At 75.0% G+C, this 22618-nt stretch carries 20 protein-coding genes; 8 read left to right on the plus strand and 12 right to left on the minus strand.

The annotated features are described in order from the left end of the window. Positions 1-93 precede the first annotated feature (93 nt). Together E4U92_RS07165 and E4U92_RS07170 are read left to right on the plus strand one after the other, a co-directional pair. A complete protein-coding gene (locus E4U92_RS07165) occupies positions 94-1098 on the plus strand; it encodes a hypothetical protein (protein ID WP_137299392.1) in 1005 nt (334 codons plus the stop codon). Further along, entirely contained in the window at positions 1095-2360 is a 1266-nt protein-coding gene (locus tag E4U92_RS07170; protein ID WP_137299393.1) for an extracellular solute-binding protein, read from the plus strand. The genes E4U92_RS07165 and E4U92_RS07170 overlap by 4 nt, the downstream gene beginning before the upstream one ends. Positions 2361-2470: 110 nt before the next feature. On the opposite strand, the gene E4U92_RS07175 is transcribed toward E4U92_RS07170, so the two are convergent. Then, a complete protein-coding gene (locus E4U92_RS07175; RefSeq protein WP_229861951.1) occupies positions 2471-2950 on the minus strand; it encodes a DUF6299 family protein in 480 nt (159 codons plus the stop codon). Between the two features lie 260 nt (positions 2951-3210). On the opposite strand from E4U92_RS07175, the gene E4U92_RS07180 reads away from it, so the two are divergent. Then, a complete protein-coding gene (locus E4U92_RS07180; RefSeq protein WP_137299394.1) occupies positions 3211-3417 on the plus strand; it encodes a DUF5999 family protein in 207 nt (68 codons plus the stop codon). A gap of 25 nt (positions 3418-3442) precedes the next feature. Here E4U92_RS07180 and E4U92_RS07185 read toward each other — a convergent pair whose 3' ends face one another. Continuing rightward, the gene (locus E4U92_RS07185; RefSeq protein ID WP_137299395.1) at positions 3443-3844 is read right to left on the minus strand and encodes a RidA family protein; all 402 of its coding nucleotides are present in this window, start codon (positions 3842-3844) and stop codon (positions 3443-3445) included. Then, positions 3841-4974, minus strand: coding sequence for an acyl-CoA dehydrogenase family protein (locus E4U92_RS07190; protein WP_137299396.1), 1134 nt, complete (start codon positions 4972-4974; stop codon positions 3841-3843). The genes E4U92_RS07185 and E4U92_RS07190 overlap by 4 nt, the downstream gene beginning before the upstream one ends. 123 nt (positions 4975-5097) lie before the next feature. On the opposite strand from E4U92_RS07190, the gene E4U92_RS07195 reads away from it, so the two are divergent. Both E4U92_RS07195 and E4U92_RS07200 read left to right on the plus strand, forming a co-directional pair. Continuing rightward, positions 5098-6687 (plus strand): AMP-binding protein, encoded by a 1590-nt coding sequence (locus E4U92_RS07195; protein WP_137299397.1) that lies wholly within the window; start codon positions 5098-5100, stop codon positions 6685-6687. Between the two features lie 15 nt (positions 6688-6702). Next, positions 6703-7530, plus strand: a complete 828-nt coding sequence (locus E4U92_RS07200) for a PaaX family transcriptional regulator (protein WP_137299398.1) — start codon at positions 6703-6705, stop codon at positions 7528-7530. A gap of 24 nt (positions 7531-7554) precedes the next feature. Here E4U92_RS07200 and E4U92_RS07205 read toward each other — a convergent pair whose 3' ends face one another. Beyond that, positions 7555-9822, minus strand: a complete 2268-nt coding sequence (locus E4U92_RS07205; RefSeq protein WP_137299399.1) for a bifunctional salicylyl-CoA 5-hydroxylase/oxidoreductase — start codon at positions 9820-9822, stop codon at positions 7555-7557. Positions 9823-9829: 7 nt separating this feature from the next. Then, a complete protein-coding gene (locus E4U92_RS07210) occupies positions 9830-10657 on the minus strand; it encodes an enoyl-CoA hydratase family protein (RefSeq protein ID WP_137299400.1) in 828 nt (275 codons plus the stop codon). Between the two features lie 282 nt (positions 10658-10939). On the opposite strand from E4U92_RS07210, the gene E4U92_RS07215 reads away from it, so the two are divergent. After that, entirely contained in the window at positions 10940-11398 is a 459-nt protein-coding gene (locus tag E4U92_RS07215; RefSeq protein WP_137299529.1) for an ATP-binding protein, read from the plus strand. A gap of 8 nt (positions 11399-11406) precedes the next feature. On the opposite strand, the gene argF is transcribed toward E4U92_RS07215, so the two are convergent. Both argF and E4U92_RS07225 read right to left on the minus strand, forming a co-directional pair. Continuing rightward, positions 11407-12414, minus strand: coding sequence for an ornithine carbamoyltransferase (argF, locus tag E4U92_RS07220; protein WP_137299401.1), 1008 nt, complete (start codon positions 12412-12414; stop codon positions 11407-11409). A 103-nt stretch (positions 12415-12517) separates the two neighbouring features. After that, positions 12518-13741 carry an arginine deiminase gene (locus E4U92_RS07225; protein WP_168725052.1) on the minus strand — a complete coding sequence of 408 codons (1224 nt, stop codon included), beginning with the start codon at positions 13739-13741 and terminating at the stop codon, positions 12518-12520. A 139-nt stretch (positions 13742-13880) separates the two neighbouring features. On the opposite strand from E4U92_RS07225, the gene E4U92_RS07230 reads away from it, so the two are divergent. After that, on the plus strand, positions 13881-15035 hold the full coding sequence (locus E4U92_RS07230) for an SPFH domain-containing protein (protein WP_137299403.1): 1155 nt from the start codon (positions 13881-13883) through the stop codon (positions 15033-15035). Further along, the gene (locus E4U92_RS07235; protein WP_137299404.1) at positions 15032-15931 is read left to right on the plus strand and encodes an NAD(+)/NADH kinase; all 900 of its coding nucleotides are present in this window, start codon (positions 15032-15034) and stop codon (positions 15929-15931) included. The genes E4U92_RS07230 and E4U92_RS07235 overlap by 4 nt, the downstream gene beginning before the upstream one ends. A 68-nt stretch (positions 15932-15999) precedes the next feature. On the opposite strand, the gene E4U92_RS07240 is transcribed toward E4U92_RS07235, so the two are convergent. The 5 genes from E4U92_RS07240 to E4U92_RS07260 all read right to left on the minus strand — a co-directional run bounded on the left by E4U92_RS07240 (position 16000) and on the right by E4U92_RS07260 (position 22581). Further along, positions 16000-18543 (minus strand): polynucleotide kinase-phosphatase, encoded by a 2544-nt coding sequence (locus E4U92_RS07240; RefSeq protein WP_137299405.1) that lies wholly within the window; start codon positions 18541-18543, stop codon positions 16000-16002. Then, positions 18540-20003 (minus strand): 3' terminal RNA ribose 2'-O-methyltransferase Hen1, encoded by a 1464-nt coding sequence (locus E4U92_RS07245; RefSeq protein WP_137299406.1) that lies wholly within the window; start codon positions 20001-20003, stop codon positions 18540-18542. The genes E4U92_RS07240 and E4U92_RS07245 overlap by 4 nt, the downstream gene beginning before the upstream one ends. A gap of 122 nt (positions 20004-20125) precedes the next feature. Continuing rightward, positions 20126-21058 carry a DUF4232 domain-containing protein gene (locus E4U92_RS07250; RefSeq protein WP_137299407.1) on the minus strand — a complete coding sequence of 311 codons (933 nt, stop codon included), beginning with the start codon at positions 21056-21058 and terminating at the stop codon, positions 20126-20128. A 67-nt stretch (positions 21059-21125) separates the two neighbouring features. Next, the gene (locus E4U92_RS07255; protein ID WP_137299408.1) at positions 21126-22046 is read right to left on the minus strand and encodes an LLM class F420-dependent oxidoreductase; all 921 of its coding nucleotides are present in this window, start codon (positions 22044-22046) and stop codon (positions 21126-21128) included. A 76-nt stretch (positions 22047-22122) separates the two neighbouring features. Beyond that, complete coding sequence (locus E4U92_RS07260) at positions 22123-22581, minus strand: DUF6099 family protein (protein WP_137299409.1); 459 nt, start codon at positions 22579-22581, stop codon at positions 22123-22125. Positions 22582-22618: the final 37 nt, after the last annotated feature.

Here is a 22618-nt window from a genome sequence, read left to right on the forward strand (position 1 = left end):
GACCACCGGACGCGCGCTGTGACGCCCCCGGACCGCGCCGCCCTCCCGCACCGGTCCTCCCGGGCCGCTCTCCGGCGCCGCTCCGCCCCGGGCGTGTCACGGCGCCGGTCCTCCCCCGCCGCCCTCTGGCGCGACGTCCTGCGTCCCTGGCGGACCCGGCGGCTGCTGGAGGTGCACCTGCTGGTGCTGGTGCTGCTCGCGGCGGTGGCGGCGAGCGCGCTGTTCCTGTCGTGCCGGCAGGTGCAGCGCAACGCCGACGCGCTCGCGGCCCGTGAGGCGCCGGCCGTGCAGGGGCTGGCCGCCACCCGGCTCGCGGCCCTGCGCGCCGACCAGGAGGTCCACGCGCTGGTGGCGGGCAACCTCATCGGGGTGGCGGGCTCGGGCGAGACCTACCGGTCCCAGCTCTCGGCCGCCGACCAGGGCCTGTCCCGGATCGCCGACCGCACGGACCAGGACCTCGGCACGGTCAAGGGGCTGCTCGCCACCTACACCAACTCGCTCACCCTCGGCGCCTCCCTCTACCGCGACCAGCCCCTCATGCGGGAGCAGAAGCTGGAGGAGGCCCATGCGCTGCTCACCCGGGACCGCGTGGGCCTCGTGCCCCGCCTGGACGCCCTGCAGCGGGTGCAGTTGCGGCACGCCGAGGCCACGGCGGCCATGGGCGGGGTGCAGCGCGGCGTGTGGTGGCTCGCCGAATGCGCCCTGGCCGCACTGGCATCGGCCCTGGTGTCGGCGCTGTTCGTGCTGCGCGACCGCTGCGGCCGGGACTGGAACGCGTACCTGCTCGCCGCGTTCGCCCTCACCGTGCTGCTCGCGGTGGTGCCGCTGATGACGGTGTCCGCGACCGAGGACGGACTCACCCGGGCGGTCGGGGAACTGCGGCAGATCACCGAGGTGTCCCGGCGCAGCGGCCCGGAACCGGCCGCCGCGCAGCGGCGCGTCACGGAGCAGTCGGAGGACGTCCGGCAGGACACGGACGACGGCGCCTGGGCCGACCGGGTCTACCGGGGCACCTTCGCCGCCGGCCTGCTGGCCGTCGCGCTCCCCGCGCTGGGGCTGGGCCTGCGGCTCGACAAGGACTACTGGAGGCGGTTGTGACCCGGCGGTTCAAGGTACTGGTCCTCGCCCTGGTGATGCTGCTGGTCACCGCCGGCTCCACGGTGGTGCTCTGGACGCACCACGACCGGGAGAGGCCGGTGACCATCCTCGGGACGTGGACGGCCGGGCAGGCGGACCGGTTCGAGACGCTGCTGCGCGGCTTCGGCATCCCGTTCCGCTACCAGGGCACGGCCGCCCAGCGGGAGGTGCTGCTCGCCAAGGTGCAGGCGGGCGAGCCCCCGGACATCGTGATCATGCCGGGCATCGGCGAACTCGCCGAGTACGCCGACCAGAAACTCCTGGAGCCGCTGGACGACCTCTACGACCGGCAGGAGTACGGCGCCCCCTGGATGCCGGCGGGCTCGCCCTCGGACCACCTGTACTGGGTGCCGGTCAAGGCGGACCTGAAGAGCGTCGTCTGGTACCGGCAGGGCGCGGCGCCGGCCCGGGGGCCGGCTCCGCTGCGGAGCTGGTGCATGGGTATGGGGGACGACGGCGCCTCGGGCTGGCCCGGCACCGACTGGATCGAGGACCTCGTGCTGCAGCGGGCGGGCCCGCACGTCTACGAGCAGTGGGCACGGGGCGCCGGCGGCACGCGCTGGTGGCGCAGTGCCGCGGTGCGCGCGGCCTGGGAGGCGTGGGCCGGGCTGCTCCGGCAGGACAGGACCGCGGCCGCGCACGCGCTGCTGGCCGACCACCGCGGCGAACCGGGCGAACCGGGGCTGCTGTTCGAGGGCTGGGGCGGGTGCACGCTGGAGCACCAGGGCTCCTTCGCGCCCTCGTTCTACGGTGACGAGGCGGACCGCGCACGCCTCACGGACTCCGCCCCGCTGCTGCCCGGGGGCGGCCCGGTCCGGGCCCACGAGGTCACCGGCGACTTCGCGGCCCTGTTCGGCGACAGTCCCCGGGCCCGGGCACTGATCCGCCGGCTGGCCTCCGCCCAGGGGCAGCGCAGGTGGGCGGAGCTGGCGGGGGTCTTCTCGGCGAACCGCCGGGTCAGGGCCGGGGGCGGCCCCGTCGAGCGGGAGATCGCGCGGCGGCTCGGTGCGGGCCCGCGCTGCCTCGACGCCTCGGACGTCATGGCACCCGCCGTGCGGGACGCCTTCTACGAGGCGGTGCTGCTGACCCTCGCCCGGGTCGCCGCCGGCCGGGACCCGGGCATCGCGGGTCTCCTGCAGGACGTGCAGCGGGTGCAGGACGCGCAGTCCGCGCACGCCGCCCGCAGCGGGGCGGCTCCGAGGACGGTGTGCAGTACCGGGTGACGAGGAGGGGGCGGGGGTGAAGGGTGGCCGGCGGTGGGTGGGCGGCGCAGCGGGCCGGTTCCGGCCGGGTCCGGACCCTCGACTCGGGCCCGGACCCGGCCGGCCGCCGCTCAGACCGCGCTCAGCAGGACGTCCTGCCCCTGCGTCGCGTGGAAGTGGGGCAGCGGCACCAGGCCCTGCTGACGCAGTTCCATCAGCGTGGCCTCGACGTGGGCCGCGCCCGCCTTCAGGGGACTGCTGCCGGTGCCGGCCGCGGTGAGCGTGTCGGACGGCCGTCCGGTGTTCTGCCAGGTGTGCTCGGCGCCGTCGCACACCGCGCGGGAGCCGCCGATGCCGTAGCGGGTCCGCGGCGCGGACGCCTGGCTGACGGAGGAGCTGACGTAGACGGGGCCGGTGCTGCCCGAGCAGCGGTAGGTGCCGGTCAGGGTGACGGTGCCGTCCGCGGCGATCCGGCCGACCGGGTCGACGGTGACCGACTCGAGGACGCCGGCCGAGGCCGTGACGGTGGGGACGACGGCGGTGATCAGCAGGGCGGCGCCGGCGGCCGCGCCGAGCAGGGGACGCAGAGGACGCAGATGACACAGGGACACGGATGACCTCCTGGGGGTGGGGCGGGGTGGTGCGCTGAGTGAGGTCTTCCACTGGTTACCGGGCCGCCGTGCCGACGGCCGTGATCGTCACCCCTTCGGTGGCGAGTCCGCGACGTGCGTCGGCGAACGGTCGTAGGGATGTCCGGGTGCTGTCACGCTTCCCGGCACCCCCTGGCGGGGGCGGCCCGCACGGGCGCATCGTCGGTCCAGGCGGGACGGCCCGCACGGCCGGTTCCACTGACTCGACGCGGAGGTGCGCCATGTGCTCCCACCCGACCCCGACGCAGACCACCGGACGGCCGGCCGACAGCCGGGCCGCGCACGTCGTCGCCGCGCACCCCGAGCAGGGCTGGGACCTGCTGTGCGACGGCACGATCGTCTTCGACGACTCCGGCGCGCTGCTCCCGGACGGCCGCGTGCTCGCCCCGCACCGGCTCCCGGTGGACGCCCTCGCCGCCGCGGCCTGATCCCCTGCGGGGGATGCGCCCCGGCTCAGGCCGGCAGGACCGCGAAGCCGTCCAGCTCCACCATCGCCTGCTCGTCCCACAGCCGGACGATCCCGACCACGGCCATCGCCGGGTAGTCGCGCCCGGCCGACGCGCGCCAGATGCGGCCCAGTTCGGCGGCGTGGGCGCGGTAGGCGGCGACGTCGGTGACGTACACCGTCACCCGGGCGAGGTCGGCCGGTGTGCCGCCCGCGGCGGCGAGCGCGGTCAGCAGGTTGGCCAGCGCCCGCTCGAACTGCTCGGGCAGCGTGGCCCCGACGACGCGGCCCCCGCCGTCGAGCGCGGTCTGCCCGGCGAGGAACACCACCCGGGAGCCGGTCGCCACCACCGCGTGGGAGAAGCCGGCCGGCGGGGACAGCTCCGGCGGGTTGACCCGCTGCACGCTCATGCGCCGCCCTCCTCGCGGGACCGGTACAACTCCTTGGCGACGATGCCTCGTTGGACCTCGCTCGCCCCTTCGTAGATGCGCGGTGCGCGCACCTCCCGGTACAGGTGCTCCAGCAGGTGGCCGCGTTGCAGGGCGCGGGCGCCGTGCAGTTGGACGGCCGTGTCGACGACGTACTGCGCGGTCTCGGTGGCGAGCAGCTTGGCCATCGCGGCGCGCCCGGGGACGTCCGGGGCGCCGCTGTCGTACGCCGTGGCCGCCGCGTACACCATCAGGCGGGCCGCCTCGGTGCGCAGGGCCATCTCGGCGACCTGGTGGGCGACGCCCTGGAGGTCCTTGAGCTTGCCGCCGAAGGCGTCGCGGCGCGCGGTCCACTCCACGGTGGCGTCCAGGGCCGCCTGGGCCATGCCGACGGCGAAGGCGCCGACGCTGGGCCGGAACAGGTTGAGCGTGCCCATCGCGACCCGGAACCCCGCGTCGACCTCGCCGAGGACGTCGTCCGCGGTGACGGGGACGGCGTCGAAGCGGAGGGTGCCGATGGGGTGCGGGGAGAGCAGGTCGAGGGGGGTGCCGGTCAGCCCCGGCCGGCCGGCGGGGACGAGGAAGGCGGTGACGCCCCGGGCGCCCGCGCCGGGCGTGGTCCGGGCGAAGACGGTGACGACGTCGGCCTCCGGGGCGTTGGAGATCCAGGTCTTCTCGCCGGTCAGCCGCCAGCCGTCGGACCCGTCGGGCGCGGCCGTCAGGGCCAGGGCCGCCGCGTCCGAGCCCGCGCCGGGCTCGCTGAGCGCGAAGGCGGCGACCGCGCGGCCCTCGCTCACCGCGGGCAGCCAGCGCTCCCGCTGGGCGGGGGTGCCGTGGGCGTGCACCGGGTGGGCGCCGAGGCCCTGGAGGGCGAGGGCGGTCTCCGCCTCGGTGCAGACCCGGGCCAGGGACTCGCGCATCAGGCACAGGTCGAGCGCGCCGGAGGTGAACAGGCGGGCGAGCAGGCCCAGTCGGCCGAGTTCGGCGACGAGGGGCCGGTTGACCCGGCCGGGCTCGCCCTTCTCGGCCAGCGGGCGCAGCCGGTCGGCGGCCAGGGCGCGCAGCTCGGCGCACCAGGCGGTCCGTTCCGGTTCGAGCGAGAATGCGGGCATCGCCGGTCCCCTCTCCCGTGCACTGCTCCGACCTTATCGCGCCCCGTTGACTGCCGTCACCGACACGATACGCTCGTCGGGCGAGCCCACCACGACGCCGGACCGGCAAGGGGGCGAACGGACATGCACGACTCCGCCCACGTCGACACCTTCGCGCGCGACCACCTGCCCCCGGCCGCACAGTGGCCCGAGCTGCGCCTCGACCTGCCGGAGCTGCGCTACCCGGACCGGCTGAACTGCGCCGCCGAGCTGCTGCACGGCCCGCCGGACGACCGCCCGGCCTTCCGCACCCCGGACGGCACCTGGACCTACGGCGAACTGCGGGCCCGCGTCGACCGGATCGCGCACGTGCTGACCGGCGGGCTGGGCGTCGTCCCCGGCAACCGGGTGCTGCTGCGCGGCCCCACCACCCCCTGGCTCGCCGCCTGCTGGCTCGCGGTCCTCAAGGCGGGCGGGGTGTGCGTCACGGTCCTCGCCCAGCAGCGCCCGCAGGAGCTGCGCACCATCTGCGAGATCGCCCGGGTGCGGCACGCGCTGTGCGACGTCCGCGCGGTGGCCGACCTCGCCAGGGCCGAGGTGCCGGACCTGCGGATCACGACGTACGGCGGTGACGCCCCCGACGACCTGCTGCGCCGCCCGGCGCCCGGGGACGTCTACCGGGCCGTGGCCACCGCCTGCGACGACGTGGCGCTGATCGCGTTCACCTCGGGCACCACGGGCCGCCCCAAGGGGTGCATGCACTTCCACCGCGACGTCCTCGCGGTCGCCGACACCTTCGCCCGGCACGTGCTGAAGCCGCGCGCGGACGACGTGTTCGCGGGCAGCCCCCCGCTGGGCTTCACCTTCGGCCTCGGCGGGCTGGTGGTCTTCCCACTGCGGGCCGGCGCCTCGGCGCTGCTGCTGGAGCAGGCCGGTCCCCGGCAGTTGCTGCCCGCGATCGCCGAGCACCGGGTGTCCGTGCTGTTCACGGCGCCGACGGCGTACCGGGCGATGCTGAGCGAGCCGCAGCACTACGACGTGTCGTCCCTGCGCCGCTGCGTGTCGGCCGGGGAGAACCTGCCCGCGGCCACCTGGCGGGCCTGGCACGAGCGCACCGGGCTGCGGATCATCAACGGCATCGGCGCCACCGAGCTGCTGCACATCTTCCTGTCGGCGGCCGACGAGGACGCCCGGCCGGGCACGACCGGGTTCCCGGTGCCCGGCTGGCGGGCCCGGGTGCAGGACGCGGACGGGGTGCCCGTGCCCGACGGCGAGCCGGGACTGCTCGCCGTCCAGGGCCCGGTGGGCTGCCGCTACCTCGCCGACCCCCGCCAGCGCGACTACGTGCGCGACGGCTGGAACGTCACCGGGGACACCTATGTGCGCGGCGGCGACGGGTACTTCCGGTACGTGGCCCGCGCCGACGACATGATCATCTCGGCCGGGTACAACATCGCGGGACCCGAGGTCGAGGACGCGCTGCTGCGCCACCCGGACGTGGTGGAGGCGGCGGTCGTCGGGCGCGCGGACGAGGACCGCGGGCAGGTCGTGGTCGCCTTCGCGGTGCTGCGCGAGGGCGCCCGGCGGGACGCGGAGGCGCTGCGCGCCTTCGTCCGGCAGGAGCTGGTGCCGTACAAGTGCCCGCGCGAGATCGTCTTCCTGGACGCGCTGCCGCGCACCGCCACCGGCAAGCTCCAGCGGTTCCGCCTGCGCACCGGTGGCGACCGGCAGTGATGCCGACGACTTAAAATGATCAACGTGTCCGACCAGCGCGCTCCCCGGTCCCTGATCGTCACGCTCTACGGCGCCTACGGCCGCTTCGTGCCGGGCCCGGTGCCCGTCGCGGAGCTGATCCGGCTGCTCGCCGCGGTGGGCGTCGACGCGCCCTCGGTGCGCTCCTCGGTGTCCCGGCTGAAACGGCGCGGGCTGCTGCTGCCCGCCCGCACCGCCGACGGCGCCGCGGGCTACCGGCTCTCGCCCGAGGCACGGCAGTTGCTGGAGGACGGCGACCGGCGCGTCTACGCGTCCGCGCCGCCGGACGACGAGGGCTGGGTGCTGGCGGTGTTCTCGGTGCCGGAGTCGGAGCGGCAGAAGCGCCACGTGCTGCGCTCCCGGCTGGCCGGCCTCGGCTTCGGCACGGCGGCACCCGGCGTGTGGATCGCCCCGGCACGGCTGTACGAGGAGACCCGGCACAGCCTGACGCGGCTGCGGCTCGACCCGTACGTCGACTTCTTCCGCGGGGAACACCTGGGCTTCGCCGCGACCGCCGAGTCCGTGGCCCGCTGGTGGGACCTGGCCGCCATCGCCGAGGAGCACGAGGCGTTCCTCGGCCGGCACGAGGAGGTGCTGCGCGCCTGGGAACGGCGCGCGGACACCCCGCCGGCCGAGGCCTACCGGGACTACCTGCTCGCCCTGGACTCCTGGCGCCACCTGCCGTACACCGACCCGGGCCTGCCCGCCCGGCTGCTGCCCGCCGACTGGCCGGGCGCGCGGTCGGCCGAGGTGTTCCGGGGCCTGCACCGCCGGCTGCGGGACGCGGGTGCGGAGTTCGCGGGGGTGCCCCCGCAGGACGCGTGACGGCGTCCGTCGGCCGACGGCTCCTCAGGGGCTGAGGGTGAGACGGGGCTTGGGGGTGTCCGTGCGTCCGGTCTGCGGGCGCCGGCTGCCCGCCCGGTAGGGCTCCGGCCAGACGGCGCCCGGCCCGGTGTAGCCCTGCTCGGCGGCGGCGTGCAACGTCCAGTGCGGGTCGTACAGATGGGGCCGGGCGAGCGCGCACAGGTCCGTGCGCCCGGCCAGGATCAGTGAGTTGACGTCGTCCCAGGAGGAGATCGCACCGACCGCGATCACCGGCACCCCGGCCTCGTGCCGGATGCGGTCGGCGTAGGGCGTCTGGTACGACCGGCCGAACTCCGGGCGTTCCTCGGCGACGACCTGGCCGGTGGACACGTCGACGGCGTCGGCGCCGTGCGCGGCGAAGGCCCGGGCGATCTCCACGGCGTCGTCGGCGCTCGTGCCGCCCTCGGCCCAGTCGGTGGCGGAGATCCGCACGGTCATGGGCCGTTCCCCGGGCCAGACGTCCCGGACCGCGTCGAACACCTCCAGCGGGAAGCGCAGCCGCCGGTCCAGGCTGCCGCCGTAGGCGTCGGTGCGGCGGTTGGTGAGCGGGGAGAGGAAGCCGGACAGCAGGTAGCCGTGCGCGCAGTGCAGCTCCAGCAGGTCGAAGCCGGCCCGCGCGGCCCGGCGCGCGGCCGCCGTGAACTGAAGGCGCAGATCGGTCAGTTGGGCTCGGGACAGCTCGCGCGGTGTCTGGCTGCCCGGCCGGTACGGCAGCGGGGAGGCGGCGACCAGGGGCCAGTTGCCGTCGGGCAGCGGCTCGTCCATGCCCTCCCACATCAGCCGGGTGGAGCCCTTGCGGCCGGAGTGCCCGAGCTGGACGCCGATCGCGGTGCCCGGCGCCCGCGTGTGCACGAACTCGGTGACGCGCCGCCACGCCTCGGCCTGCCGGCCGGTGTACAGGCCGGTGCAGCCGGGGGTGATCCGGCCCTCCTCGCTCACGCACACCATCTCGGTCATCACCAGCCCGGCGCCGCCCAGGGCCCGGGCGCCCAGGTGCACCAGGTGGAAGTCGCCGGGCAGGCCGTCGACCGCCGAGTACAGGTCCATGGGCGAGACGACGACCCGGTTGCGCAGGGTCAGGCCGCGCAGCCGGAACGGCGTGAACATCGGGGGCGTGCCGGGCGGGCAGCCGAACTCGCGCTCCACCGTCGCGACGAACCGCGCGTCGCGCAGCCGGAGGTTGTCGTGGGTGACGCGGCGGCTGCGGGTGAGCAGGTTGAACGCGAACCGGCGGGGCGGCTGGTCGAGGTACAGGGCGAGGTTCTCGAACCACTCCAGGCTCGCCCGGGCGGCCCGCTGGGTGGACGCCACGACCGGCTTGCGCTCCTGCTCGTACGCCGCCAACGCCGCGTCCCGGTCGGGGTGTTCCCGCAGACAGGCGGCGAGGGCGAGGGCGTCCTCGACGGCGAGCTTGGTGCCGGAGCCGATGGAGAAGTGCGCGGTGTGGGCGGCGTCGCCGAGGAGGACGACGTTGCCGTGCGACCAGTTTTCGGTGGTGACCGTGCGGAACGTCGTCCACGCCGACCGGTTCGAGCGCAGGGGCCGGCCGCGCAGCGCCTCCGCGAAGATCTTGGCGCAGCGGTCGGCGGACTCCTCCTCGCCCAGCTCGTCGAAGCCGGCCGCGCGCCAGACCTCCTCGCGCATCTCGACGATCGCCGTGGACGCGTCGGGCGCGTAGGGGTAGGCGTGCAGTTGCATCACGCCGTGTTCGGTCTCGGCGATCTCGAAGCGGAAGGCGTCGAGGGCGAAGTCGGTGGCGAGCCAGATGTAGCGGCAGCGGTGCGCGGCGATGCGGGGGCGGAACGCCTGGGCGTAGGTCTGCCGGGTGGTGCTGTTGATCCCGTCGGCGGCGACGACGAGGTCGTGCGTGGCGGCCAGCCGGTCGGGGTGCGGGGCTTGCGAGCGGAAGCGGAGGTCGACGCCCAGGTCGTGGCAGCGCCGGTGAAGGACGTCCAGCAGCCGTTGCCTGCCGAGGGCGGCGAACCCGTGGCCGCCGGAGGTGTGCCGCCGCCCGCGGTGCACGATGTCGACGTCGTCCCAGCGCACGAAGTGGCGCCGCAGGGCGTCGTGGACGGCGGGGTCGGCGTGCTCGATGCCGCCGAGGGTCTCGTCGGAGAGGACGACGCCGAAGCCGAAGGTGTCGTCGGGGGCGTTGCGCTCCCAGACGGTCACCTCGCGGGCCGGGTCCAGTCGTTTCAGCAGGGCCGCGGCGTACAGTCCGCCGGGACCCCCACCGATGACCGCGACACGCATCGCGGCCTCACCTCCCCCTCCACTTCGGGGTGCGCTTCTCCGTGAACGCGGCGTGGAACTCGGCGTAGTCCTCGCCGTTCATCAGCAGGGCCTGGGTGGCGGCGTCCAGTTCCACCGCCGCCGCCAGCGGCATGTCCAGCTCGGCCGTCAGCAGGGCCTTCGTCTGGGCGTGGGCCAGGGCGGGCCCGTCGGCCAGGCGCCGGGCCAGCGCGGCGGCGGCCTCGTCGGCCCCGCCCTCCTCGGTCAGTTCGCTGATCAGGCCGATGCGCTCGGCCTCGGGGGCGCGCACCGGCTCGCCCAGCATGAGCAGCCGGGTGGCGTGGCCGAGGCCGACCACCCGGGGCAGCAGGTAGGCCGCGCCCATGTCACCGCCGGACAGGCCGACGCGGGTGAACAGGAAGGCGAAGCGGGCCGTGGGGTCGGCGACCCGGAAGTCGGCGGCGAGGGCCAGGACGGCGCCCGCGCCCGCGGCCACGCCGTGCACGGCCGCGATCACCGGGAACGGGCACTCGCGGACCGCCCGTACGACCTGGCCGGTCATCCGGTTGAAGTCGAGGAGCCCGGCGGTGTCGAGGGCCAGGGTGGCGCCGATGATCTCCTCGACGTCGCCCCCGGAGCAGAAGCCGCGGCCCTCGCCGGCGAGGACCAGGGCCCGCACGGACCGCTCCCGGGACAGCTCGGCGAGCAGGTCGCGCAGGTCGGCGTAGGCGCCGAAGGTCAGGGCGTTGAGCTTGTCGGGGCGGGCCAGGGTCACGGTGGCCACGCCGTCGGCGTGCTCGACGCGCAGGTGTTCCCAGTCGGTGGTGCGGGCGGCGGATCCGAGGAAGGGACTCACCCTTCGACGCTATCACCCGTCCGTGACCGTCGTCACGAGGGCGACACAAGACGGGTGCGGGACGGACGCGGGACGGGCGCGGGACGGTGTCACCGCTCGTCCACAAGGACGTAACAACGCGACCGCCGCGACGAGCCGGGGCGTTCGTCCGGGTAAGCCGCCCGGTAGCGGGACCGCCGGTCCCGTGCGGCGCCCGTCGTGCGCCCCTGCCGGGGGCAGCCGTACCATTCCTGAGGTCGAAAGCAGGACCGCGTGATGACGACGCTCGCAGGCACCTGCGCCATGAACGGACTCGCCTTGCACGAACCCCCCGCCTCGCCCGCCTCCTGGCGGATCGCGCTGCCGCACTCCGCCGCGGCCGTGCCCGTGGCCCGCGCGCTGGTCCGCACGGCGCTGACGGAGCTGGAGCACGGGGCGGACAGCGACACCGCCGAGCTGCTCACCGCGGAGCTGGTGGCCAACGCCGTGGAGCACACCGCCGGGGACGGCCCGATAGAGCTGGTGGTGGAGCTGCTGCCGACCGGCTGCCAGGTCGAGGTGCACGATCGCGACCCGGCGCCGCCGGGCGATCTGACCCGTCCGTCCGGCCGGGAGCCCGATCCCTGGCAGGAGCACGGGCGCGGGCTGCTGCTGATCCGCACCCTCAGCTCGTCCTGCGGGCACCGCCCGACCGACAACGGCAAGGCGGTGTGGTTCCGGCTGGCGACGGTCCCGCCGCAGTGGCGGCCGCAGACGTCCTGACCTGGGAGCTAGGCGAGGGTGGCCACCAGGACCGCCTTGATGGTGTGCAGCCGGTTCTCGGCCTCGTCGAAGACGACCGAGTGGGCCGACTCGAACACCTCGTCGGTGACCTCGAGGGAGTCCAGCCCGTGCCGCTCGTGGATCTCGCGGCCGACCTGGGTGCCCAGGTCGTGGAAGGCCGGCAGGCAGTGCAGGAACTTCACGTCCGGGTTGCCGGTGGCACGCAGCACGTCCATGGTCACCGCGTACGGGGCGAGGGCGGCGATGCGCTCGTCCCAGACCGCCTTGGGCTCGCCCATCGACACCCACACGTCGGTGGCGACGAAGTCGGCGCCCGCGACGCCCTCCTCGACGGCCTCGGTGAGGGTGACGCGGGCCCCGCTGGCCCCGGCCAGCTCCCGGGCGCGCTCGACGATGTCCTGGGCGGGCCAGTAGGACTTGGGGGCGACGATCCGGACGTCCATGCCGAGCAGGGCGCCGGTGACCAGGTAGGAGTTGCCCATGTTGAAGCGGGCGTCGCCGAGGTAGGCGAAGGCGATCTCGGTGAGGGGCTTGGCGGTGTGCTCGGTCATGGTGAGCACGTCGGCGAGCATCTGGGTGGGGTGCCAGTCGTCGGTGAGGCCGTTGTAGACGGGCACGCCCGCGTACGCGGCCAGCTCCTCCACCTTGGCCTGGCTGTCCCCGCGGTACTCGATGGCGTCGTACATCCGCCCGAGGACCCGGGCGGTGTCCTTCACGGACTCCTTGTGCCCGATCTGCGAGCCGGAGGGGTCGAGGTACGTCGTGGCGGCGCCCTGGTCGGCGGCGGCGACCTCGAACGCGCAGCGGGTGCGCGTCGAGGTCTTCTCGAAGATCAGGGCGATGTTCTTGCCCTGGAGCCGGCGCGTCTCGGTCCCCGCCTTCTTGGCGGCCTTCAGCTCGGCGGCCAGCTCGACCAGGGCGCGCAGCTCCTCCCCGGTGAAGTCCAGTTCCTTGAGGAAGGGGCGGCCGGCGAGGGCGGTCGGGACAGTCGCCATGGGGGCGCTCCAGGGGGGCGAGGGCGGGCGGGGCAGGATGACGGTGGAAGTGTATACGACTGGCAGAATTTCTATACGGCCGCTCCCCGCCCCGCCCCCGTCCTCACACGGCGTCCCGCTCCACCGGGCAGCTCATGCAGCGCGGTCCGCCGCGGCCCCGGCCCAGCTCGCTGCCCGGGATCTCTATGACCTCGATGCCCTGCTTGCGCAGGTGGGTGTTGGTGGTGGAGTTGCGCTCGTAGGCGACCACGACGCCCGGCTCGACGCACAGCACGTTGCAGCCGTCGTCCCACTGCTCGCGCTCGGCGGCGTGCACGTCCTGGGTGGCGGTGAGCACCCGGATCTCGCTCAGGCCCAGGGCGGCGGCGATCGCGCGGTGCATGTGCTCCGGCGGATGGTCGGTGACCTTCAGCTCCTTCTCGCCGACGCCCGGCTCGATGGTGTAGGAGCGGAGCATGCCGAGGCCCGCGTACTGGGTGAAGGTGTCGCCGTCGACCATCGTCATCACGGTGTCCAGGTGCATCAGGGCGCGCCGCTTGGGCAGGTCGAGGGCCACGATGGTCTGCGCGGACCCGGCCGCGAACAGCTTGTGGGCCAGCATCTCGACGGCCTGCGGGGTGGTGCGCTCGCTCATGCCGATGAGGACCGCGCCGCTGCCGATCACCAGCACGTCCCCGCCCTCGATGGTCGACGGGTAGTCGGCCTGCCCTTCGGACCAGAGGTGGAAGTCCTCGTCGCGGAAGAGCGGGTGGTGGCGGTAGATCGCCTCGAAGTGGACGGTCTCGCGCTGGCGGGCCGGCCAGCGCATGGCGTTGATGGAGACGCCGTCGTAGATCCAGGCGGAGGTGTCGCGGGTGAAGAGGTGGTTGGGCAGCGGCCGCAGCAGGAAGTCGTCGAGTTCCATCGCGTGGAAGCGCACCGAGACCGGCTCCTCGTGCCCGTCCAGGAACTCCCGCTTCGTCATCCCGCCGATCAACGCCTCGGCCAGCTCCTCCGCGGGCAGCGCATCGAAGGCGGCGCGCAGCGGGTCGGTGGCGAGCGGGCCGTACTCCTTCTCGTCGAAGACGCGGTCCAGGACGAGTTCCCTCGCCTCGGGGACGTGCAGGGTCTCGGTGAGCAGGTCGCCGAAGAGGTGGACGGCGACGCCGCGGTCGCGCAGGACGTCCGCGAACCCGTCGTGCTCGGCGCGCGCCCGGCGCACCCAGAGCACGTCGTCGAAGAGCAGCGCGTCCTTGTTGCTGGGGGTGAGCCTTTTGAGCTCGAGATCCGGCCGGTGCAGGATGACGCGGCGCAGCCGCCCGGCTTCGGAGTCGACGTGGAATCCCATGCCTTCATCCTGACCGCCGAGGCGGGGGTTCACCCCGGTTCCGGTACGACTCGTTGCGCCACCCCCTCTTTTCGTCCCCTTGACGACAAGCGGACGGGGTGATTATCGTCTGGATGACGAGAACAAGCGAGGGGGTCGCATGGCCGACATCACCCGGCGCCTGGGCTGGCGCCACCTGCGCGGCGCGCCGACGGCGCACGTCCGGCACCACCGCTCGGGCCGGCTGGTGCACGACGGTCCGGGACTGAGCTTCTGGTACCGCTCCCTGACCGCCGCGCTGTCCGAGGTCCCGGTCGACGACCGCGAGCTGGCGATGACCTTCCGCGCCCGGACGGCCGACTTCCAGGACGTGGCGGTGCAGGCCACCGTGACCTACCGGATCGGCGACCCGGCCCTCGCCGCCGCGCGCCTGGACTTCTCCATCGACCCGGACACCGGGATCTGGCGCGGCGCGCCCCTGGAACAGCTCGGCACGCTGCTGACCGAGACGGCCCAGCAGCACGCGCTGGCGGTCCTCGCCCGGACACCGCTGGCGTCGGCGCTGGTCGACGGGGTCGGCGCGGTGCGCGACCGGATCGCGGCGGGCCTGGCCGCCGAGCCGAGGCTGCCGGCCACCGGCATCGAGGTCGTCGCCGTCCGGGTCGTGGCGCTGCGCCCCGAGCCGGAGGTAGAGCGGGCGCTGCGCACCCCGGCCCGCGAGCAGATCCAGCAGGAGGCCGACCGGGCCACCTACGAGCGGCGCGCGGTGGCGGTCGAGCGCGAGCGCGCCATCGCCGAGAACGAACTGGCCAGCAAGATCGAACTGGCGCGGCGCGAGGAGCGCCTCGTCGAGCAGCGCGGCACCAACACCCGCCGCGAGGCCGAGGAGGGCGCGGCCGCCGACAAGGTGCGCGCCGAGGCGGAGGCGTCCCGCGCGGTACGGCTCGCCGAGGCCGAGGCGGCCCGGCAGGTGGCGCTGGCCGACGCCGAGGCACAGCGCACGGAGCGGCTGGCGGAGGCGGAGGCGACCCGCACGGCCCGGCTCGCCCGCGCGGAGGCCGAGGCGGCCCGCGCGGTGGGCGAGGCCCGGGCCCAGGCCCAGGCGGCCTGGCTGCGGGTCCACGCCGACGTGGACGTGGCGGTGCTGCACGCGCTCACCGGCACCCGGCTGGCGGAGAACCTGCCGCACATCGACAGCGTCACCGTCTCCCCCGACGTGCTCACCGGGCTGATCAGCCGGCTCGCGGGCGGAGCGTCGACCGGGCGGGGCGGGCCCGGCGTGGCCGACGGGACACCCCCCGGGGGCCGCGGGTGAGCCTGGCCCCGCGGGCCGTGCTGGTCCACCGCACCACGGAGTACGAGGAGCTGGTGGCCCGGCACGGCACGCACGGCCAGGCGGCCTTCTTCCTCGCCTCGCGGGGCCGGGACATCGAGGAGGTCGCCGAGCGCCACCACCGCACCCGCCGGGCGCTGGCGGAGGTGACGGCGGCGGTCCCGCTGCGCTGGCGCCAGTCCCTGGTGGAGCGCGCCGACCTGGACCGGTTCCTGTTCGCGCCGGAGGACGTGGTGGTCGTCGTCGGGCAGGACGGGCTGGTGGCGAACGTCGCCAAGTACCTGTCGGACCAGCCGGTGATCGGCATCGACACCGACCCGGGGCGCAATCCCGGCGTGCTGGTCCGGCACGCCCCGGCCGACGCGGCGGCGCTGATCCCGGGGGCGCTGCAGGGCCGCGCGCCGACGGCCGGGCTGACCATGGTCGAGGCGGTGGCCGACGACACCCAGCGCCTCGTGGCCCTCAACGAGGTGTACCTCGGCGCCGCCGGTCACCGGACCGCCCGCTACCGCCTGGGCCTCGAGGGCGACGGGGGTGTCGTCGAGGCCCAGGCCTCCTCGGGGGTGCTGGTCGGCACCGGCACCGGCGCGACCGGCTGGATCCGCTCGGTGTGGCAGGAGCGGCACGCCTCGCTGCGGCTGCCCGCGCCGACGGAGGACCGCCTGCTGTGGTTCGTGCGCGAGGCGTGGCCCTCCCCCGCGACCGGCACCGCGCTGGTCGCCGGGGAGCTGACGGCCGCCGCCCGGCTGCGCCTGACGGTCGAGTCGGAGCGGCTGGTCGTCTTCGGCGACGGCATGGAGAGCGACGCCCTCGACCTCACCTGGGGCCAGACGGTCGAGGTGGGGGTGTGCGCCCGGCGCCTGCGCCTGGTGGACTGAGGCCCGCCGCCCGCACCCGGTGGACCGGGACCCGGTCGACCGGACGCGGGCGGCGGGCCCGCGGCCGGTCACAGCCGCGGGTCGACCGGCTCCGACTCCAGCGCCAGCACCCCGAACACCGCCTCGTGCACCCGCCACAGCGGCTCGCCCCCGGCCAGCCGGTCCAGGGCCTCCAGTCCCAGGGCGTACTCGCGCAGCGCCAGGGACCGCTTGTGCTGCAGGAAGCGGCCCCGCAGCCGGGCGAGGTGGTCGGGGCGGGTGTACTCCGGGCCGTAGATGATCCGCAGGTACTCCCGGCCCCGGCACTTCACGCCCGGCTGCACCAGGCGGCCCTCGCCGTCGCGGACCAGCGCGCCGACCGGCTTGACGACCATGCCCTCGCCGCCGCGGCCGGTCATCTCCAGCCACCAGTCGACGCCCGCCCGGACCGACTCCGGGGCACCGGTGTCGACGTACAGGCGCCGGGTGGTGTGCAGCAGGCCGCTGCCGTCGTGCTCCACCAGCCGGTCCAGCAGGGCGAGCTGCTCGTCGTGCGGCAGGCCCGCGAGGCTGCGCCCCTGGACCGCGAGGACCTGGAACGGCGCGAGCCGCACGCCGTCCAGGCCGTCGGTGGGCCAGCAGTAGTGGCGGTAGGCGGCGGTGAACGCGGCCGCGTCGGCGGCCCGTTCCTGCTGCCGGGACAGCAGGCCGCCGACGTCCACCCCGCGCGCCGCCGCGCCCCGCAGCGCCGCCAGCGCGTCCGGGAACACCGCGCCGGACGCGGCGCCGACCGCGGCGTACTGCGCGCGCAGCAGCCCGGACGCCTTCAGCGACCAGGGCATCAACTCGGCGTCCAGCAGCAGCCAGTCGGTGTCCAGCTCCGTCCACAGGCCGGCCGCGCCGACCGCGGCCCGGAGCCGGTCCAGGACCGCCTCCGTGGTCGCCGGGTCGTCGAAGAAGGGGCGGCCGGTACGGGTGTACAGCGAGCCCGTCGGGCCGTCGACGCCGAACCGCCTGCGGGCCGCCTCCGCGTCGCGGCACACCAGCGCCACGGCCCGCGAGCCCATGTGCTTCTCCTCGCACACGACCCGCTCGACCCCGTCGGCGGCGTACTGCGCGAACGCCTCCAGCGGGTGCTCCAGGTAGCCCTCCACCTTCGAGGTGGCCGTCGGCGCCATGGTCGGCGGCAGGTACGGCAGCAGCCGCGGGTCGACCGCGAAGCGGCTCATCACCTCCAGGGCGGCCGCCGCGTTCTCCTCGCGCAGCGTGATGCGCGGCTGGTGGCGCGTCTCGACGACCCGCCGCCCCTGCACGTCCGCCAGGTCCAGCGGCCGTCCGTCCTGACCGCCGGGCGCCTCGGAGCGCAGCGGCTTCGCCGGCTCGTACCAGACCCGCTCCGCCGGTACGTCGACCAGCTCGCGCTCCGGCCAGCGCAGCGCGGTCAGCTTGCCGCCGAAGACGGCGCCGGTGTCCAGGCAGATGGTGTTGTTCAGCCAGGTCGCCTCGGGGACGGGGGTGTGGCCGTAGACCACGGCGGCCCGGCCGCGGTAGTCCTCGGCCCACGGGTAGCGCACCGGCAGCCCGAACTCGTCGGTCTCCCCGGTCGTCTCGCCGTACAGGGCGTGCGAGCGGACCCGGCCGGAGGTGCGGCCGTGGTACTTCTCGGGCAGGCCCGCGTGGCAGACCACCAGCCGGCCGCCGTCCAGGACGTAGTGGCTGACCAGCGAGTCGATGAACTCCCGTACCTCGGCGACGAACTCCTCGCTCTCGCCCGCCATCTGCGCGACGGTCTCGGCGAGTCCGTGGGTGTGCTGGACCTTGCGGCCCTTGAGGTGGCGGCCGTACTTGTTCTCGTGGTTGCCGGGCACGCACAGGGCGTTGCCCGACTTCACCATCGCCATCACCCGGCGCAGCACGCCCGGGCTGTCCGGGCCGCGGTCGACGAGGTCGCCGACGAAGACCGCGGTGCGGCCGCCGGGGTGCACGCCGTCGACGTAGCCCAGTTTGCCGAGCAGCGCCTCCAGTTCGGACGCGCAGCCGTGGACGTCGCCGATGATGTCGAAGGGCCCGCTCAGGTGGGTCAGGTCGTTGAAGCGCTTCTCGGTGACGACGGTGGCGTGCTCGACCTCCTCCACGCCGCGCAGCACGTGCACCTTGCGGAAGCCCTCGCGCTCCAGGTGGCGCAGGGAGGACCGCAGTTCGCGGGTGTGGCGGCGCACGACCCGGCGGGGCAGGTCGGCGCGGTCGGGGCGGGCGGCGTTGCGCTCGGCGCACACCTCCTCGGGCACGTCGAGGACGATCGCGACGGGCAGCACGTCGTACTGCCGGGCCAGGTCGATCAGTTGCCGGCGGGCCTCCTTCTGCACGCTGGTGGCGTCGACGACGGTGCGCCGGCCGGCCGCGAGGCGCTTGCCCGCGATGTAGTGCAGGACGTCGAAGGCGTCCCGGGTGGCGCTCTGGTCGTTCTCGTCGTCGCTGACCAGGCCGCGGCAGAAGTCGGAGGAGATGACCTCGGTCGGCTTGAAGTGGCGGCGGGCGAACGTCGACTTGCCGGAGCCGGAGGCGCCGACGAGCACGACGAGGGAGAGGTCGGTGACGGGCAGGACCCGTCCCCGGGTGGTCCCGGTGGTCATGCGGCCTTCGCCTCCTTCACGGTCCTGGCGACGAACAGGGCGAGCTGGGTGGGCGGCCCCACCTCGGGGTCGTCCGGTCCGACGGGCCGGAACTCCACGTCGTAGCCGTGCCGTTCGGCCACCGCGCCGGCCCAGGCGCGGAACTCGGCGCGGGTCCACTCGAAGCGGTGGTCGCCGTGCCGCACGTGCCCGGCCGGGAGGGACTCCCAGCGGACGTTGTACTCGACGTTCGGGGTGGTCACGACCACGGTGCGCGGGCGGGCGTGCCCGAACACGGCGTACTCCAGCGCGGGCAGCCGGGGCAGGTCGAGGTGTTCGACGACCTCGCTGAGCACGGCCGCGTCGTAGCCCTTGAGCCGGTTGTCGGTGTAGGCGAGCGAGCCCTGCAGCAGCCGGACCCGGGCCGCCTGCCGCTCGCCCAGGCGGTCCAGCTTCAGGCGCCGCGCGGCGATGGCGAGCGCCCGCACGGACACGTCCATGCCGACGACCTCGGTGAACCGGACGTCCCGGAGCAGTTCCTGCACCAACTGGCCCTGCCCGCAGCCCAGGTCGAGCACCCGGGCGGCGCCGGACTCCGTCAGGGCGGTGAGGATCGCCTCGCGGCGCAGCACGGCCAGCGGGGTCGGCTTCTCCTCCGTCTCGGTGTCCTCGCCGACCGCGTTGTCGATCTCCTCGACCTCGCTGTCGTCGGTCTCGGCCAGCCGCACCAGCTCCAGCCGCTCGTTGGCCTGCCGGGTCAGCGACCAGCGGCGGGACAGGTAGCGGCTGGTGATCAGCTTCTGCTCCGGGTGGCCGGGCAGCCAGCCCTCGCCGGCCCGCAGCAGCTTGTCGACCTCGTCGGGCGCGACCCAGTAGTGCTTGGCGTCGTCGAGGACCGGCAGCAGCACGTACAGGTGCCGCAGGGCCGCCGACAGGGTCAGCTCCGCCGACTCCAGGGCGAGGCGCACGTAGCGCGAGTCGCCCCACTCGGGGAACTCGGTGTCCAGCGGGACCGGTTCGGCGGTCACCGTCCAGCCCAGCGGCTCGAACAGGCGCCGGACGAGGCCGGGGCCGCCGCGGGCGGGCAGCGCGGGCACCTCGACGCGCAGCGGCAGCGGCTCGGCGGCCCGCTCGGGGCGTGCGGTGCACACGCCGCGCAGGGCGCTGGAGAAGACGGCGCTCAGCGCGACCGCGAGCAGCGAGGAGGCCGCGTAGGGGCGGTCGTTGACGTACTGGGCGAGTGCCGCGTCGGGGGCCCCGCCGCGGTTCTTGCCCCGGCCGCGCCGGACCAGGGCCACCGGGTCCACCTCCAGCAGCAGCGCCGCGGTGCAGCGCTGAGGGTCCGCCTCGGGGTACAGGACGTGCGCCCTGCCGTAGGAGGTGGAGAACGCCTGCGCCCGGTCGGGGTGCTTGTGCAGCAGGAACCCGAGGTCGGTGGCGGGGCGTTCCGGGGTACCGGTGGTACTGATCGTCAGGAACACGGTGGCCTGGCCTCAACGTATGGGATGAGCTGCGGCGTTCGCCGCAGCGGGGTCGAGCGTGCCCCCAACGTACCGTCGGGTTGTCGTACGCACTGCTGAATATTTCGCGGCGGCCCGGGCCCCTAGGGAGCCGCTTTCCAGGCACTGACGCCCAGCTCGCCCGTGGTGCCGAGGTCGAGGTGGGGCGTCACGGTCACCGGGTCGGCGCCGGGCCGGGCGCGCACCCGCACGTAGGGGACGTCCACGGCGTCGCCGGAGCCGGTGGTGTTGCGCCACATCAGTCCGGCGCTCGCGCTGCGGCCCGGTGCGAGCGTGAGGGGGCGGGGCGGGTCGTCGAAGCCGGTGACGGTGGCGATGCCGCCGCTGCCGTGCAGGACGCGGACGCCGTGGACCGGCTCGCGGTCCGCGTCCAGGAGGGTCAGGTCCGGGTAGCCGTCGAGGAGGACCGCGCGGGTGCCGCAGTTGTCCAGGCGCAGGCCGACCACGCGCAGGCCCATCGCGGCGTCGCCGTCGTCCGCGGTGACGCGGATCCCGGTGGGCGGGCAGACGCCGGGCGGGGCGGGCGCCTCGTTCGCGGGCACCTTGGTCACCCGCAGGACCTTCACCCGGGTCACGGGGGACGCGCCCGGCGGCAGCTCCTCCAGGGCGACCGTGCCGCGCACGGTACGGCCGGGGCCGACGCCCGGGACGGTCCGCGTCCGGTTGTCCATCGCCTCACCGGCGTCCGTGGCGAAGGTGAAGACGATGGTGTAGGTCATCGCCACGGTCGCGCTGTTGGTCACCTCGTAGGCGGCCGAGACGCGCGGGGCGCCCGGGGTGCCGGTGGGCAGCGGGTCGGCGTGGACGCCGTGGCCGCCGCGCGTCGGGGACGGGCCCGGGGTGAGGCTCGGGAGGGTGACGGAGGTGACGCGGACACCGTCCACGGGCGGGTCGGTGACCGTGCCGCGCGCGGCCGCGCCGGCTGCGGGGCCACCGGGGTGGGCGGTGCCGCAGGCCGTCAGCAGCAGGGCCGCGGCGGCGAGGGCCGGGAGCAGGAGGGGTGCGGGGCGGGGCATCCCGTCACCTCATCAGGGCACCGGCCCCGAGGAGGTGACGGAAGCCACAGCTCCGGTCACAGCACTGTCACAGCTGGGACTGCACCTGGGAGGCGATCAGCTCCAGGTGGTCCAGGTCGGCGAGGTCCAGGACCTGGAGGTAGAACCGGCGGGAGCCCACCTCGGCGTAGCGGCCGATCTTGTCGACGACCTCCGCCGGGGAGCCGGCCAGTCCGTTGGCCTTCAGCTCGTCGACCTCGCGGCCGATGGCGGCGGCGCGGCGGGCGACCTCCTGGTCGTCCTTGCCCACGCAGACCACCAGCGCGTTGGACAGGACCAGCTCGTCGGCGTCGCGGCCGGCCGCGCGCGCGGCCTCCCGGACCCGGCCGAACTGCCGCTCGCTGTCCTCGACCGAGGAGAACGGCATGTTGAACTCGTCGGCGTAGCGGGCGGCGAGCCGCGGGGTGCGCTGCGCGCCGTGGCCGCCGATCAGCACCGGGATCTTCTCCTGGGCGGGCTTGGGCAGCGCGGGCGAGCCGGTGAGGTCGTAGTGCTCGCCGTGGAAGTCGTAGGTCTGGCCGGGCGGGGTGCCCCACAGGCCGGTGACGATCTCGAGCTGCTCCTCCAGGCGGCCGAACTTCTCCTTCGGGAAGGGGATGCCGTACGCCGTGTGCTCCTCCTCGAACCAGCCGGCGCCGAGGCCGAGTTCGACGCGGCCACCGGACATCTGGTCGACCTGGGCGACCTGGATGGCGAGCACGCCGGGCAGGCGGAAGGTGGCGGCGGTCATCAGGGTGCCGAGGCGGATGCGCCGGGTCTCGCGGGCCAGTCCGGCGAGGGTGATCCAGGCGTCGGTGGGGCCGGGCCGGCCGTCCACGTCGCCCATCTTCAGGTAGTGGTCGGAGCGGAAGAAGGCGTCGAAGCCGAGGTCCTCGGTGGCCTTCGCCACGGTGAGCAGGGTGTCGTAGGTGGCGCCCTGCTGGGGCTCGGTGAAGATGCGAAGATCCATGCCTCCCATCCTGCCTCCCGGGCCGGCGCCCGGCCCCACCGGTCCCCCGTGTCGCGGATCCTCGGCGACCTGCGGCTCACCGCTCCGGCAGGGCCTCCTCGCGGGCCGCCAGTTTGCGGAGCATCTCCAGGACGCGGTCGCGGGACTCGTCGGCGGCGTCGATGGACTCGATGCACTGCCAGTACGTGCCCTCGTCGACGCTGCCGGCCAGACCCACCAGGACGATGCCGATCTCGCCGAGCAGTCCGCCGAGGGACAGCAGCGTCTCCCGGGCGTCGTCCAGCTCGGTGAGGCGGGCCGCCCGTAAGTCGCCCTCGTCGAGGTCGGGGGTGTCCAGCACCCCGCAGCCCCGGCCGGCCAGCTCGGTCAACCCCAGGGCCTCGCCGCGCAGTTCGGGCGGGCCGGAGACGGCCAGGCGGCTGCCGATCGCCTGGGCCAGGGTGTGCGCCTGCCACACCTCCGTCAGGATCTCCGCCTCGCCGACACTGCCCGCGAGCGCGCGCCTGCTCGCCCGGATGAGCCGCACCGCTTCCATGCGCCGCCCCCGTCCGTCCCCGGCGCGCGCCCCTCGC

It is taken from the genome of Streptomyces galbus (assembly GCF_005280195.1).
In the GTDB taxonomy this organism is placed as follows: domain Bacteria; phylum Actinomycetota; class Actinomycetes; order Streptomycetales; family Streptomycetaceae; genus Streptomyces; species Streptomyces galbus.

Coding starts and splice junctions, on each gene's coding strand:
- argF (WP_137299401.1), bottom strand. CDS start 12,414: ATGGCGACTGTCCCGACCGCCCTCGCCGGCCGCCCCTTCCTCAAGGAA.
- E4U92_RS07250 (WP_137299407.1), bottom strand. CDS start 21,058: ATGCCCCGCCCCGCACCCCTCCTGCTCCCGGCCCTCGCCGCCGCGGCC.
- E4U92_RS07230 (WP_137299403.1), top strand. CDS start 13,881: ATGGCCGACATCACCCGGCGCCTGGGCTGGCGCCACCTGCGCGGCGCG.
- E4U92_RS07200 (WP_137299398.1), top strand. CDS start 6,703: ATGATCAACGTGTCCGACCAGCGCGCTCCCCGGTCCCTGATCGTCACG.
- E4U92_RS07190 (WP_137299396.1), bottom strand. CDS start 4,974: ATGCCCGCATTCTCGCTCGAACCGGAACGGACCGCCTGGTGCGCCGAG.
- E4U92_RS07195 (WP_137299397.1), top strand. CDS start 5,098: ATGCACGACTCCGCCCACGTCGACACCTTCGCGCGCGACCACCTGCCC.
- E4U92_RS07180 (WP_137299394.1), top strand. CDS start 3,211: ATGTGCTCCCACCCGACCCCGACGCAGACCACCGGACGGCCGGCCGAC.
- E4U92_RS07260 (WP_137299409.1), bottom strand. CDS start 22,581: ATGGAAGCGGTGCGGCTCATCCGGGCGAGCAGGCGCGCGCTCGCGGGC.
- E4U92_RS07215 (WP_137299529.1), top strand. CDS start 10,940: ATGAACGGACTCGCCTTGCACGAACCCCCCGCCTCGCCCGCCTCCTGG.
- E4U92_RS07240 (WP_137299405.1), bottom strand. CDS start 18,543: ATGACCACCGGGACCACCCGGGGACGGGTCCTGCCCGTCACCGACCTC.
- E4U92_RS07205 (WP_137299399.1), bottom strand. CDS start 9,822: ATGCGTGTCGCGGTCATCGGTGGGGGTCCCGGCGGACTGTACGCCGCG.
- E4U92_RS07255 (WP_137299408.1), bottom strand. CDS start 22,046: ATGGATCTTCGCATCTTCACCGAGCCCCAGCAGGGCGCCACCTACGAC.
- E4U92_RS07185 (WP_137299395.1), bottom strand. CDS start 3,844: ATGAGCGTGCAGCGGGTCAACCCGCCGGAGCTGTCCCCGCCGGCCGGC.
- E4U92_RS07225 (WP_168725052.1), bottom strand. CDS start 13,741: ATGGGATTCCACGTCGACTCCGAAGCCGGGCGGCTGCGCCGCGTCATC.